13 protein-coding genes are annotated in these 12,467 nt (G+C 63.1%); 8 read left to right on the forward strand and 5 right to left on the reverse strand.

The features are described from left to right. Window positions 1-84 precede the first annotated feature (84 nt). Both C4Q26_RS10340 and C4Q26_RS10345 read left to right on the forward strand, forming a co-directional pair. Complete coding sequence (locus C4Q26_RS10340) at window positions 85-1,290, forward strand: pitrilysin family protein (protein ID WP_256583397.1); 1,206 nt, start codon at window positions 85-87, stop codon at window positions 1,288-1,290. A 60-nt stretch (window positions 1,291-1,350) separates the two neighbouring features. After that, window positions 1,351-2,343, forward strand: coding sequence for a hydrolase (locus C4Q26_RS10345; protein WP_023378188.1), 993 nt, complete (start codon window positions 1,351-1,353; stop codon window positions 2,341-2,343). A 35-nt stretch (window positions 2,344-2,378) separates the two neighbouring features. On the opposite strand, the gene C4Q26_RS10350 is transcribed toward C4Q26_RS10345, so the two are convergent. Both C4Q26_RS10350 and C4Q26_RS10355 read right to left on the reverse strand, forming a co-directional pair. Next, window positions 2,379-3,233 carry a sulfurtransferase gene (locus C4Q26_RS10350; RefSeq protein ID WP_023378187.1) on the reverse strand — a complete coding sequence of 285 codons (855 nt, stop codon included), beginning with the start codon at window positions 3,231-3,233 and terminating at the stop codon, window positions 2,379-2,381. Window positions 3,234-3,268: 35 nt separating this feature from the next. Beyond that, window positions 3,269-3,934 (reverse strand): TetR/AcrR family transcriptional regulator, encoded by a 666-nt coding sequence (locus tag C4Q26_RS10355; protein WP_023378186.1) that lies wholly within the window; start codon window positions 3,932-3,934, stop codon window positions 3,269-3,271. A 136-nt stretch (window positions 3,935-4,070) separates the two neighbouring features. Between C4Q26_RS10355 and C4Q26_RS10360 the strand changes: the two genes are divergently transcribed. The 5 genes from C4Q26_RS10360 (at window position 4,071) to C4Q26_RS10380 (ending at window position 8,568) form a co-directional block, all read left to right on the forward strand. After that, complete coding sequence (locus tag C4Q26_RS10360; protein ID WP_104883052.1) at window positions 4,071-5,501, forward strand: coniferyl aldehyde dehydrogenase; 1,431 nt, start codon at window positions 4,071-4,073, stop codon at window positions 5,499-5,501. Window positions 5,502-5,510: 9 nt separating this feature from the next. Beyond that, the gene (locus tag C4Q26_RS10365; RefSeq protein ID WP_023378184.1) at window positions 5,511-5,996 is read left to right on the forward strand and encodes a hypothetical protein; all 486 of its coding nucleotides are present in this window, start codon (window positions 5,511-5,513) and stop codon (window positions 5,994-5,996) included. 22 nt (window positions 5,997-6,018) lie between these two features. Further along, the gene (locus C4Q26_RS10370) at window positions 6,019-7,617 is read left to right on the forward strand and encodes a GMC family oxidoreductase (RefSeq protein WP_104883053.1); all 1,599 of its coding nucleotides are present in this window, start codon (window positions 6,019-6,021) and stop codon (window positions 7,615-7,617) included. 111 nt (window positions 7,618-7,728) lie between these two features. Further along, the gene (coaD, locus tag C4Q26_RS10375; protein ID WP_023378182.1) at window positions 7,729-8,208 is read left to right on the forward strand and encodes a pantetheine-phosphate adenylyltransferase; all 480 of its coding nucleotides are present in this window, start codon (window positions 7,729-7,731) and stop codon (window positions 8,206-8,208) included. A 108-nt stretch (window positions 8,209-8,316) separates the two neighbouring features. Next, window positions 8,317-8,568, forward strand: coding sequence for a YfhL family 4Fe-4S dicluster ferredoxin (locus C4Q26_RS10380; RefSeq protein WP_023378181.1), 252 nt, complete (start codon window positions 8,317-8,319; stop codon window positions 8,566-8,568). 40 nt (window positions 8,569-8,608) lie between these two features. On the opposite strand, the gene mutM is transcribed toward C4Q26_RS10380, so the two are convergent. After that, window positions 8,609-9,421 (reverse strand): bifunctional DNA-formamidopyrimidine glycosylase/DNA-(apurinic or apyrimidinic site) lyase, encoded by an 813-nt coding sequence (gene mutM, locus C4Q26_RS10385; RefSeq protein ID WP_023378180.1) that lies wholly within the window; start codon window positions 9,419-9,421, stop codon window positions 8,609-8,611. Window positions 9,422-9,424: 3 nt separating this feature from the next. Beyond that, on the reverse strand, window positions 9,425-10,240 hold the full coding sequence (locus C4Q26_RS10390) for an HDOD domain-containing protein (RefSeq protein WP_177325253.1): 816 nt from the start codon (window positions 10,238-10,240) through the stop codon (window positions 9,425-9,427). 208 nt (window positions 10,241-10,448) lie between these two features. Here C4Q26_RS10390 and C4Q26_RS10395 point away from each other — a divergent pair, with 208 nt between their 5' ends. Next, window positions 10,449-11,645, forward strand: coding sequence for a class I SAM-dependent rRNA methyltransferase (locus tag C4Q26_RS10395; RefSeq protein ID WP_104883054.1), 1,197 nt, complete (start codon window positions 10,449-10,451; stop codon window positions 11,643-11,645). 85 nt (window positions 11,646-11,730) lie between these two features. On the opposite strand, the gene C4Q26_RS10400 is transcribed toward C4Q26_RS10395, so the two are convergent. Next, complete coding sequence (locus tag C4Q26_RS10400) at window positions 11,731-12,432, reverse strand: magnesium transporter (protein ID WP_023378177.1); 702 nt, start codon at window positions 12,430-12,432, stop codon at window positions 11,731-11,733. Window positions 12,433-12,467: the final 35 nt, after the last annotated feature.

The raw sequence follows: 12,467 nt of genomic DNA on the forward strand, positions 1-12,467 counted from the left end.
TTCGATGATATTCGCATCCAGGTCCAAGCCTGGCGGACGCAGAGTGGCACCCAAGTACGGTTCGTGCGCCGCCCTGAACTGCCCATGGTCGACCTCATGCTCTACTTCAACGCAGGCACCTCGCTCGATGGAGATACTTCAGGTGTTGCCGCCTTGACGCTGCACATGCTCGACAAGGGAACCACCGCGCTGGATGCCACGCAGTACGCCAGCCAGATCGAGCGCCTGGGCGCGCAAGTCAAGACAAGCATCCGCCTCGAACATTCGAGCGTATCCCTGCGCTGCCTGACCGCCGAGCAGGTCCTCGACCCGGCAATCGAACTGTTCACCTCCCTGGTCGCCAGTCCCGCCTTCGCCTCTGCGGAGTTAGCAAAAATGAAAGGGCAATTGCTTCCCTACCAGGCATCGCGCCACACCACGCCGCAGCTACGCACCCGATTGGAAGCCAACCGCTATCTATTCGCCGGGCACCCCTATGGCAATCCCCTGGGCACTACGCCAGAAGGCATCGAAACGACGACTGTCGATCAGCTGGTGGCTTTTCATCGACGCGCCTACAGCGCCAACAATCTCTGTGTCGCCATGGTCGGTGACCTGACCCGTGAGCAAGCAGAAGCCATCGTCCAGCGCATCACCCAGGCACTGCCTCAGGGCTGGGCAGCCGCTCAGCTTCCCGAGGTGCCGCAGGTTGCGAGCAAGACGATACACGTCGAGCTGGCGGGGGCCAGCAATGCGATGGTGCTGGCCATCCCAATGAGCGTTCGACCAGACGACCCTGATTATCCGGCCCTTGTACTGGCAAGCGAAGTGCTGGGGGCTGGGGTGGATTCCAGGCTGCTCCGGGAACTGCGCCTGAAACGTGGCCTGACCTATGGCGCAAGCAGCCGGCTGACGCCGCATGAAGCAGGTGGATTGCTGAACATCGAGTGGGAAATCGCCTCGGCCTACATCACTGCCTCCCAGTCACTTGTCGCAGAACTCTTGGAAACGTTCATTGCTCAAGGGCCGACCGCTGCGGAGCTCGAACTAGCCAGAAATCAGTTGGCCGGCCGGTTCATGAGCGCCGTGGCAGGTAACCAGACACTGGCCGCGCTCCTGGCCGGGGCAGCCCGACACGGTCAGCCCGCCAACCACACCAACCTCTATATCGAGCAGCTGCAGGCAGTGACCCCGGAAGCGGTTCGAGCGGTGTTGCAAACCCGGCTCGAATGGTCGCGCCGGGTGTTCGTGAGTGTCGGCCCCACCGCCGATCAACGCCCCTTGCCCGATCTTCCGTCCACCGACCAATAGTGCAGATACAGTGGCGGTGTTTCATGGCAATCTAGGTGGGCACATCACGAGCCGCCCAGCATGCCAAGCCTCAACGTCACTTTCCGCCCGGCCGCCGGCCTGTCCAACCCTCATTTGCAGACGTTGTGGGGGCCGCTTTGGCGCAAGCTGCCCGAGCTCCCACGCGACCGTGAACGCTTGTGGCTGGCCGACGGCGACTTCATCGATCTTGACTGGCATGGACCGCACCAGCCGGATGCCCCCCTGGTACTGGTACTGCATGGACTGACCGGGTCCTCCCACTCACCCTATGTCAAAGGCTTGCAGGGTGCCCTGCAAGCGCGTGGCTGGGCCAGCGTGGCGGTGAACTGGCGAGGCTGTTCGGGCGAGCCGAACCTGTTGCCGCGCAGCTACCATTCAGGCGCCAGTGAAGACCTTGCCGAGATCGTCGCCCACCTGCGGGCCCAGCGTCCGCTTTCGCCGCTGTTCGCAGTGGGCTATTCGCTCGGCGGCAATGTATTGCTCAAGTACCTGGGCGAAAGTGGCGCAGCCAGCGGGCTGGAGGCGGCGGTGGCAGTGTCGGTGCCGTTTCGCCTGGACCAGTGCGCCGACCGCATCGGGCAGGGCTTCTCGAAGGTCTACCAGGCACATTTCATGCGGGAAATGCTCGCCTATGTGCTGCAAAAGCAGAAACACTTCCGCGACCGTGGCCATGATGAAGGGCTTGAGGCGTTGGCGCGGCTCGGACCGCTGCGCAACCTGCGCACTTTCTGGGACTTTGACGGCAAGGTTACCGCGCCGCTGAACGGGTTCAAGGACGCACACGATTACTATCGGCGCTCATCGAGCCGCTACTTTCTGGGCGCCAACCGGACTCCGACGCTGATCATCCACTCAAGCGACGACCCATTCGTGTCCAGCCACAGCCTGCCTGGGCTCGAAGAACTCGCGCCACAAACGCACTTCGAGTTACACCACCGTGGCGGGCACGTGGGGTTCGTCGACGGCAGCCTGCGAAATCCGGGTTACTACCTTGAGCGCCGGATTCCGCAGTGGCTGGTCGAAGGCCTGTAGCGCCATTGCCGGCGACAGTCCCGGCAACCGATGACTCACTCCCCTGTAGCGACGCCATGTTCGGGGTCATTGATCCATTCGCTCCAAGACCCCGCATACAACCGTCCCAACGGATACCCCGCCAACGCCAGCGCGAACAGGTTGTGGCACGCCGTTACGCCCGACCCGCAGTAAGCCACCAGCTGATCAGGTTCACGCCCCGCCAGTTTCTCGGCATAGCGCTGCTTGAGCTGCTCTGCCGGCAAGAATCGTCCATCCGCCCCCAGGTTGTCGGTAAAGGCCGCACATTGCGCCCCTGGAATGTGCCCCGCGACGGGGTCGATCGGCTCCACCTCACCACGAAAACGTGGCAAGGCCCGGGCATCCAGCAGGGTCAGGTCCGGGCTCCCCAAGCGCTTGGCCAGATGCCCGGCGTCGATCAGCAACTTCATGTCCGGCTCGCCGGTGAAGGTCCCTTGGCGCTTGGGCGGAGGATCCAGGCTCAATGGCAGGTGCGCGGCGTGCCACGCTTTGAGCCCACCGTCGAGGATGAACACGCCATCGCGCTTGCCCAGCCAAGCCAGCAGCCACCAGGCACGCGCGGCAAACGCACCCGGTCCATCGTCGTACAGCACCACTTCACTGTCATTGTCCACCCCCCATTCACGCAGCCGCTCTACCAGGCGGCGCGGCTCAGGCAAGGGATGACGGCCCGTCTTGCCCTTGGTCACCGGACCACTGAGATCGCGCTCCAGATCGGCGAAATGCGCCCCGGCGATATGACCTCCGGCATAGCTGCGCTGGCCGTAATCGACATCTTCCAAGGCAAAACGACAATCGAGGACCACCAACGTGGGCGAGTCCAGACGCTCGGCCAGCTGCTGCGGGGTGATCAATTGCGCTAAGGGCATGACAGTCTCCTGAACAATGGCAGATAAGCCCTGGTTCATGGCTCCAGGGCCTGGTTGAACGGTACATGGAATTCCTGGCACAGCGCATCCACGGCACTGCGCGCCTCGCGGGTCACGAACCCCAGCTCCAGCACCAGTACCTGATAGACACCTCGTTTGAATGCTTCTTCACCCAGGTGCGCGGAATGTTCACGAGTGGTGCTGAGAAAGCGCACCCAGGAAGTCAGCACAATCCAGGCGTTGATGGTGAGCGACTCGATCTGCGCCGATTCCATGGTCAGGATCCCGGCATCGACGAAGCCCCTGTATATCGCCTGGCCCTGGCGCAGGCAGCGCTCGGAAAAACGCCTGTAACGGGCGGCTAACTCCGGGTCGCTGTCGAGCAGGTGCTCCAGGTCGCGGTGTAGGAATCGGTAGTTCCACATCGCCGCCAGCAATGCCTTGAGATAGAAACGCTTGTCTTCCACCGTCGCCGCACGGCCTTGGGGTGGGCGTAGGAAACTGTCCACCAGCGCTTCGTACTGGCTGAACAACAGGGCGATGATCGCCTGCTTGTTGGGGAAGTGGTAATAGAGGTTTCCGGGCGAAATCTCCATGAATGCAGCAATGTGATTGGTGCTGACGCTGCGCTCGCCCTGCTGGTTGAACAGCTCCAGGCTGCTCTGCACGATGCGCTCTCGGGTCTTTATGCGCGGGGCCATGCTCAGCTCCCAGTCTGCGGGCTTCCATTGATGGGCATATTACGGTGTATTGCAGCGGATCACCGCTTGAAATTTTCGTACCACCGTACGAATTAGAGTATAGGCTCTAGAGACTCTCAGCCTCGCCGGAGCCGAAATGTCCTCGTCCATCGCCTTGCCTCCCGTGAATTCCGACACCGACCTGGCGGCGACGTTCGCCGCCCAGCGCCAGGCATTCGCCGGCAACCCCATGCCCCCTGAGGCCCAGCGACGACAGTGGCTCAAGAGCCTGCGCGAGGCTCTGCTGGCGGACCAGGACCGGTTGGTCGCGGCGATCGACACCGACTTCGACGGCCGTAGTGCCGATGAAACGCTGCTGGCGGAACTGCTGCCCTCGGTACAGGGCCTGCGCCATGCCGAGCGTCACCTGCACGGCTGGATGCGCCCAAGCCGCCGAAAGGTTGGACTCGCCTTCCAGCCCGCCAAGGCCCAGGTGTTGTACCAGCCGTTGGGCGTAGTGGGCGTGATCGTGCCGTGGAACTACCCATTGTTCCTTGCCATCGGGCCGCTCACCTGCGCCCTGGCAGCGGGCAACCGCGTCATGCTCAAGCTCAGCGAGGCTACACCCGCCAGCGCACTGGCCCTCAAGACAACGCTGGAACGGGTGTTCCCCAGCGACCTGGTCAGCGTGGTACTGGGAGAGGTCGAGGTCGCCCAGGCTTTTGCCCGCCTGCCGTTCGACCATCTGCTGTTCACCGGTGCCACCAGCATCGGTCGACAGGTGATGCTGGCCGCGGCCCACAACCTGACGCCGGTAACGCTTGAGTTGGGCGGCAAATCACCGGCCATCGTCTCGGCCACGGTCCCGCTGGATGACGCTGCCGAGCGTATCGCCTTCGGCAAGACCCTCAATGCTGGCCAGACCTGCGTCGCCCCTGATTACGTCCTTGTGCCCCGTGATCGGCTCGATGGCTTCAGCGATGCCTACCGCCGCGCCGTTCGACGCTTCTATCCCACGATTGCCGACAACCGCGACTACAGCGCAATCATCAACCCGCGACAACTGCAACGCCTGCAAGGCCTGCTGGACGATGCCCGGCACAAAGGGGCACAGGTCATCGACCTGTATCCGGACGAAACCCGGCAGGGCCGACGCCTGCCGCCGCACCTGTTGCTGGGTGTGAACGACGACATGATCGTGATGCAGGACGAAATCTTCGGCCCGCTGCTACCTATGGTGCCCTATGACACCCTCGACGACGCCCTCAGCTACATCAACCAGCGCCCGCGCCCGCTGTCGCTTTACTACTTCGGTTACGAGCGCGGCGAACAGGAGCACGTCCTGCGCCATAGCCACTCGGGCGGCGTGTGCCTGAACGACACCTTGCTGCATGTCGCTCAGGACGACCTGCCCTTCGGCGGTATCGGGCCCTCGGGGATGGGGCACTACCATGGTTTGGAGGGGTTTCAGACCTTCAGCAAGGCCAAGGCAGTGCTGGCCAAACAGCGCCTGAACACGGCTCGACTGATCTACCCGCCCTATGGCAAAGCCGTGCAGCGCTTGATCTACAAGCTGTTCATCCGCTGAGGGCCGCCCATGCATCGCCGCGATCTGCTGCGTTTCAGCCTGGGCGCCAGTGCGTTTCTGGCCACCACCAGCCTGGTTGGCTGCACGTCCCAATTGCCCGCGGCGGGCTTCCAGGTGCTGCGAGACGACGATGTGCCTGTGCTTCAGGCCCTGATTCCCGTGGTGCTGGCGGGTACACGAGCGTCACGGGAGCTGGTGCTGCACAGCCTCGATCACACGTTGGCGGCATTGTCGCCAGAGATGCTCAAGCTCACCCGGCAGCTGTTCGATGTGCTGAGCCTGCCCCTCACCCGCGGCCCACTGACAGGCATCTGGGGTAGCTGGGAACAGGCCGACGCCCAGCAGGTGAATGCCTTTCTGCAACGCTGGCAGGACAGTTCGCTGAACCTGCTACGCATGGGCCACTCATCCTTGCTGCAACTGCTGCTGATGGCCTGGTACGAACGGCCCGAAGCCTGGGCCGCGTGCGGCTACCCAGGCCCCCCGAACATTTGACCCCCCAACAAGAGCATCGCCAATGCCTGTCATCGACCCGTTTCGTCAAGGCCTCGAACGCGGCTGGATCACCCACGACGGCTCGCGTCTGGAGCACGACCTGAGCCTGCAGGCCGATATCGCCATCGTCGGCAGCGGCGCGGGCGGCGCTACCAGCGCGCACATGCTCGCCGAAGCCGGATTCAAGGTACTGCTGATCGAAGAAGGCCCGCTCAAGACCAGCAGCGACTTCCACCTGCTGGAGGATGAGGCCTACGCCAGTCTGTATCAGGAAGGGTTGGGGCGAATGAGCAAGGATGGCGCCATCACTATCCTCCAAGGCCGTGCAGTGGGCGGTACCACGCTGGTCAACTGGACTTCCAGCTTCCGTACGCCGCCCCAGACCCTGGCGCACTGGGCCAGGGAACATGCCGTGAAAGGGCTGGCCGAGGACGTGCTGAAGCCGTGGTTCGAGCGTGTGGAGCAACAACTGGGAATCACCCCCTGGGCCGTGCCCCCGAATGCCAACAATGACGTCTTGCGCCGTGGCTGCGAAAGCCTGGGCTACCGCTGGGCGGTGATCCCACGCAACGTGCGCGGCTGCTGGAACCTGGGTTACTGCGGCATGGGCTGCCCGGTCAACGCCAAGCAGTCGATGCTGGTGACCCATATCCCGGCCACCCTCGACAACGGGGGCGAGCTGCTTTACCTGGCGCGGGCCGTGCGCTTGGAACACAACGGAGAACGCATCGTGCAACTGCACTGCCAGGCGCTCGACGCTCAGGGAGTGCACCCCAACGGCCGGCAGATCACGGTTCGTGCCCGACACTTCGTTCTCGCCGGCGGCGGCATCAACAGCCCCGCCCTGCTGCTGCGCTCGCAAGCCCCCGACCCGCACAAGCGCCTGGGCAAACGCACCTTCCTGCACTTGGTGAACTTCAGCGCAGCACGCTTCGACGCGCGCATCGACCCTTATTACGGCGCCCCGCAATCCATCTATAGCGACCACTTCCAGTGGCAGGACGGTACCGACGGCCCTGTGGGCTACAAACTGGAGGTACCACCGTTGCACCCGGCCCTGGCCAGCACCTTGCTGGGCGGGTATGGCGCCGAGAACGCCCAGCGCATGGCTGACCTGCCCCACACCCATGTCATGCTGGCGTTGCTGCGTGACGGTTTTCATCCGCAGAGCCAAGGGGGAGAAGTGGAACTGCGGGGCGACGGCTCGCCTGTGCTCGACTACCCCGTCACCGACTACCTGCGCGACGGCCTGCGGCGGGCCTATCGAAGCATGGCGCAGATCCAGTTCGCCGCTGGAGCGAGACAGGTAGCCCCCGTACATAGCGATGCCCGCTATGTCGACAACCTGCAACAGGCCCTGACCCTGATCGATGGCCTGCGCCTGGAGCTTTTCCGTACCCGCCTTGGCAGCGCCCACGTCATGGGCGGCTGCGCGCTGGGCGAGGACCCGCGCCAAGCGGTGTGCGACAGCCTGGGCCGACATCACCAGCTGGAAAACCTGTCGATTCACGACGGTTCACTGTTTCCCACCAGCATCGGTGCCAACCCGCAGCTATCGGTCTACGCCCTTAGCGCCAAGCTCACCGATGCCCTGATTACCCGGCTGGCACAGGGCGCATGACAACCTGCGCCCCCTCTGTCTATAGTGCCAACTTCCGGCCGCGCGACTTGGCCGGGCGCAGTCGCTGCGCTACCATCCGACTCCCCAACGCACTCCAGCCAGGATGACGCGATGAACCGAGTGTTGTACCCGGGTACTTTCGACCCCATTACCAAGGGCCATGGCGACCTGGTCGAACGCGCTTCGCGCCTGTTCGACCATGTGATCATCGCGGTGGCGGCCAGCCCCAAGAAAAACCCCCTGTTCCCACTGGAACAACGGGTAGAGCTGGCCCGTGAGGTCACCAAGCACCTGCCCAATGTCGAAGTCATCGGCTTCTCCACCCTGTTGGCGCATTTTGCCAAGGAACAGAACGCCAACGTCTTCCTGCGTGGCCTGCGTGCAGTGTCCGACTTCGAATACGAGTTCCAGCTGGCGAACATGAACCGGCAACTGGCACCCGATGTCGAGAGCCTGTTCCTGACGCCATCGGAGCGTTATTCGTTCATCTCTTCGACGCTGGTCCGGGAGATCGCAGCGCTGGGCGGGGACATCAGCAAGTTCGTCCACCCAGCGGTGGCCGACGCCCTGACCGAACGCTTCAAGAAGTAACCCTCATCGCCTGACCATCGCGCCCGCGTGCACTGCGGGCGCGAATGCGGCACAATTGTGCCTACCGCGTTGAACATGCCCGGGCTGTGAGCCCCGGCCGGAGTCCCAATGTCCCTGATCATCACCGACGATTGCATCAACTGCGACGTCTGCGAACCCGAGTGCCCGAACGAGGCAATCTCCCAAGGCGAAGAGATCTACGTGATCGACCCCAATCTGTGCACCCAGTGCGTCGGCCACTACGACGAGCCGCAGTGCCAGCAAGTCTGCCCGGTAGATTGCATTCCGCTGGATGAGGCCCATCCAGAAACCCATGATGAGCTGATGGCCAAGTACCGGCGGATCACCGGTAAAGCGTGATGCCGCCATCGCCGGCTTGCCGGCGATCTAGCCTTGGAATTCAGCGCTGGCAGCGCGGGCAGTACACGCTGGCCCGCTGTCCCAGCTTAACCTCTCGCAAGGTCGTCCCGCACACCTTGCACGGCAGTTCGCCTCGGCCATACACGAACAGCTCCTGCTGGAAGTACCCAGGCTGCCCGTCGCCACCGATGAAGTCGCGCAGCGTCGTGCCACCTTGTTCGATGGCTGCGGCCAGCACCCGTTTGATCTCGATGGCCAGCTTCAAGTAACGGGCCCGCGAGATGCCGCCCGCCTCTCTGCGTGGGTCGATACCGGCGGCGAACAGCGCCTCGGTGGCGTAGATGTTGCCCACCCCTACCACCACGGCGTTGTCCATGATGAACGGTTTCACGGCCATCGAGCGCCCGCGGGAAAGCTGGAACAGGCGCTCGCCATCGAACAGGTCGGTCAGCGGCTCCGGCCCCAGGCGCAATAGCAATTCGTGATTGAACGGGTCGAGGCTCCAGAGCATCGCGCCGAAGCGGCGCGGGTCGGTGTAGCGCAGCATCAGCCCCGATTCCAGCTCGATGTCGACATGCTCATGCTTGGCCGCCGGCGCCCCCAATTCGACCAGGCGCAAGTTCCCCGACATCCCAAGGTGGCTGATCAAGGTGCCAACCTCTGCGTTGATCAGCAGGTACTTGGCGCGTCGCTCCACGCTGAGGATGCGCTGGCCCGAAAGGCGTATGTCCAGATCCTCAGGGATTGGCCAGCGCAGCCGCCGATCACGCACGACTACCCGGCTGACACGCTGGCCAACCAGATGGGGCTCGATGCCACGTCGGGTTGTCTCGACTTCTGGTAACTCAGGCATGAATCAGTGCCCCAACTCGCGCAGGGTCTGCTTGAGGTTCTCGAAGTCGTACTCCGACAACCCGATGTAATCGAGGACCAGCGGGCCGAGCGCATTCCACTCATGGTCGACGGCCTGATTACCCAGCACGCGATACGAGGCGCAGATATGCTCGGCCATCTTCAGCACCGCGAGCAGGTTCTTCAGCTGGGTCTGGGCATTGCGCGAGGATTCGTCGCGGAACACCGCCAAGGCGTTGTGGTGGTTGGCGATGGCCCCGCTGATGTGCTCTGGCAGGCGCCAGGACTTGGCGGTGAAGTAGCCGACCACCGAGTGGTTGGTGTTGAAGGCCCGGTTTTCGGTATCGACCACGCGGGTTTCTTCACCGGCTTGGGCGTAGGCCTCTTCAAGCACATCCATGTAGTTGGGGAAGCGCTTGAGCATCAGCGGTACGCCGCAATCGTGGAACAGCCCGAGCGTGTAGGCCTCGTCCACGGCCTGGATACCGGTACGCTTGGCCAGCGTCAGGCAGGTCATGGCCACATCCTGGGCGGTGTCCCAGAAGCGGTTCAAGGTGACGATGGTTTCGTCGCTCATTTCACCCTTGATCGACTGGGCGTTGATCAGGTTGATGATCGAGCGGCTGCCCAGCAGGTTCACCGCACGTTGGATCGAGCCAATCTTGTTGGAGAGGCCGAACTGCGGGGAGTTCACCAGTTTGAGCAAGGCGCCCGAAAGGCCTGGGTCCTGGGAAATCAGCTTGGCGATGGTTTCCAGGTCCGGGTCAGGCATGTACTGCTCGAACTGCAAATCGACCATGATCTGCGGTTGCGGCGGAATGGTGATGCCTTGCAAGGCTTGCTGGATCTGCTCGGCGCTGAGTTCTTGGGACATACGTGCACACTCGTGAAGGTCGAGGGGATTCTAACCCAGATGAACCGTGCCGGCGCCGCGTATTCCTGTCGGTACAGCCGCCACTTTGTCGCGCCTGGCCCCGGATCCCGTAGCAAAAGGATATAATCCCGCTCTTTTTTCCCGGAGCGACGTCATGTCCCTGCCCAGCCTTCGCCTCAAAGCCAATGCCGACCGCCGCCTGCGCGCCGGCCACCTGTGGGTCTACAGCAACGAAGTCGACGTCAATGCGACCCCGCTGCAAGGCTTGCAGGCCGGACAGCAGGCCGTCCTCGAGGCAGCCAACGGCAAACCGCTGGGCATCGTCGCGCTAAGCCCCAACAACCTGATCTGCGCCCGCCTGCTGTCGCGCGATGCCAAGCTGCCGCTGGACAAGTCGTTGCTGGTGCATCGCCTGAACATCGCCCTGTCGTTGCGCGAGCGCCTGTTCGAGCAACCGTGCTACCGCCTGGTCTATGGCGATTCCGACATGCTGCCAGGCCTGGTGGTCGACCGCTTCTTCGACATCCTTGTGGTTCAGCTGGCGTCGGCCACCATGGAACTGCACAAGGATGACGTCATCGCGGCACTGGTCCAGGTGCTCAAGCCCAGCGGCATCCTGTTCAAGAACGATTCCGCCGCGCGTGATGCAGAAGGCCTGCAGCGCTACGTCGAGACCGTCTACGGCGAAGTTCCGGACTGGGTGCCGCTGGAAGAAAACGGCGTGAAGTTCGAGGCCCCGGTACGTGAAGGCCAGAAGACCGGCTGGTTCTACGACCATCGCATGAACCGTGCACGCCTGGCCCCCTACGTGAAGGGCAAGCGCGTGCTCGACCTGTTCAGCTACATCGGAGGCTGGGGTGTGCAAGCCGGCGCTTTCGGCGCCAGCGAAGTGTTCTGCGTCGATGCTTCGGGCTTCGCCCTGGATGGCGTGGAGCGCAATGCCGCGCTCAACGGTATCAGCGAAAAACTCACCTGCATCGAAGGCGATGTCTTCGAGGCATTGCGTGAGCTCAAGGCCGCCGAAGAACGCTTCGACGTGATCATTGCCGACCCACCCGCGTTCATCAAGCGCAAGAAGGACCTGAAAAACGGCGAAGCGGCCTACCGCCGCCTGAATGAACAGGCCATGCGCATGCTGACCAAGGACGGCATCCTGGTCAGCGCCTCCTGCTCGATGCACCTGCCTGAGGACGACCTGCACAACATCCTGCTGACCAGCGCCCGCCACCTGGACCGCAACATGCAGCTGCTCGAACGCGGCGGCCAAGGCCCGGACCACCCGGTGCATCCGGCCATTGCCGAAACCCGCTATATCAAGAGCATTACGTGCCGGTTGCTGCCCAACAGCTGATGAAAGCCTGAAAGAACCAAGGTCACCCATGGGCCAGCTCTCGAACTGGCCCATGGGTGACCTTTCAAGAATCGGTCGCTGCGTCTCAGACGCCCAGAACGAACGAAGCAACCCCGAAATACACCATCACCCCCACCGCATCGGCAATTGATGTGATGAGCGGCCCACTCGCTGTGGCCGGGTCGAGCCTGAAGCGGCTGAGCAGGAACGGCAAGCTCATACCGATCAGACTACCGACCAGCACGATCACGACCATGCTGCTGGCCACCACCAGGGCAATCAGCGGCCCGCCGCGCAACAAGCCCAACGACGCCACCGCCAATGCCATGGTGCATCCAAGTGCCAAAGCGACACCAAGCTCACGGACCAGCATCCGCCACCAGTCGCGCATGACCACTTCGCCGGTCGCCAGCCCCCGCACTATCAGCGTTGCAGACTGGGCCCCCGCATTACCGCCGCTGTCCACAAGCAGGGGTAGGAAGAACACCAGGGCGATGTTGGCAGCGATGGTTTCTTCAAAGGCCGCGATGCCAGCCCCGGAAAACAGGTTTCCGAAAACCAGCACCACCAGCCATAGCACGCGCTTGCGGTAGAGCAGCCCAAGGGTTGCATCCCGCAGGTTGCCGACATGATTGGTGATCGACGCGCCTTTGTGAATGTCTTCGGTCGCTTCGCGCCGCTCTGCTTCGAGGGCTGCACGGGTGTCCAGGTGCAGGGTGTCGTTATCGATTGGATGTTGCATGAGGTTCTCCAGACGCCGCGCCAGGCGCCCGCAGACCTCAGTCATACGGACTCAAGCCCTCGGCAGCCCTGGCGACGGCG

Source organism: Pseudomonas sp. SWI44 (genome assembly GCF_002947915.1).
Taxonomy (GTDB): domain Bacteria; phylum Pseudomonadota; class Gammaproteobacteria; order Pseudomonadales; family Pseudomonadaceae; genus Aquipseudomonas; species Aquipseudomonas taiwanensis.

Excerpts from the sequence above, each read along its gene's own strand:
- mutM (WP_023378180.1), bottom strand. The coding sequence starts at position 9,421 with ATGCCTGAGTTACCAGAAGTCGAGACAACCCGACGTGGCATCGAGCCC.
- C4Q26_RS10395 (WP_104883054.1), top strand. The coding sequence starts at position 10,449 with ATGTCCCTGCCCAGCCTTCGCCTCAAAGCCAATGCCGACCGCCGCCTG.
- C4Q26_RS10355 (WP_023378186.1), bottom strand. The coding sequence starts at position 3,934 with ATGGCCCCGCGCATAAAGACCCGAGAGCGCATCGTGCAGAGCAGCCTG.
- C4Q26_RS10340 (WP_256583397.1), top strand. The coding sequence starts at position 85 with ATGGTCGACCTCATGCTCTACTTCAACGCAGGCACCTCGCTCGATGGA.
- C4Q26_RS10400 (WP_023378177.1), bottom strand. The coding sequence starts at position 12,432 with ATGACTGAGGTCTGCGGGCGCCTGGCGCGGCGTCTGGAGAACCTCATG.
- C4Q26_RS10350 (WP_023378187.1), bottom strand. The coding sequence starts at position 3,233 with ATGCCCTTAGCGCAATTGATCACCCCGCAGCAGCTGGCCGAGCGTCTG.
- C4Q26_RS10360 (WP_104883052.1), top strand. The coding sequence starts at position 4,071 with ATGTCCTCGTCCATCGCCTTGCCTCCCGTGAATTCCGACACCGACCTG.
- C4Q26_RS10345 (WP_023378188.1), top strand. The coding sequence starts at position 1,351 with ATGCCAAGCCTCAACGTCACTTTCCGCCCGGCCGCCGGCCTGTCCAAC.
- C4Q26_RS10365 (WP_023378184.1), top strand. The coding sequence starts at position 5,511 with ATGCATCGCCGCGATCTGCTGCGTTTCAGCCTGGGCGCCAGTGCGTTT.
- C4Q26_RS10370 (WP_104883053.1), top strand. The coding sequence starts at position 6,019 with ATGCCTGTCATCGACCCGTTTCGTCAAGGCCTCGAACGCGGCTGGATC.
- coaD (WP_023378182.1), top strand. The coding sequence starts at position 7,729 with ATGAACCGAGTGTTGTACCCGGGTACTTTCGACCCCATTACCAAGGGC.
- C4Q26_RS10380 (WP_023378181.1), top strand. The coding sequence starts at position 8,317 with ATGTCCCTGATCATCACCGACGATTGCATCAACTGCGACGTCTGCGAA.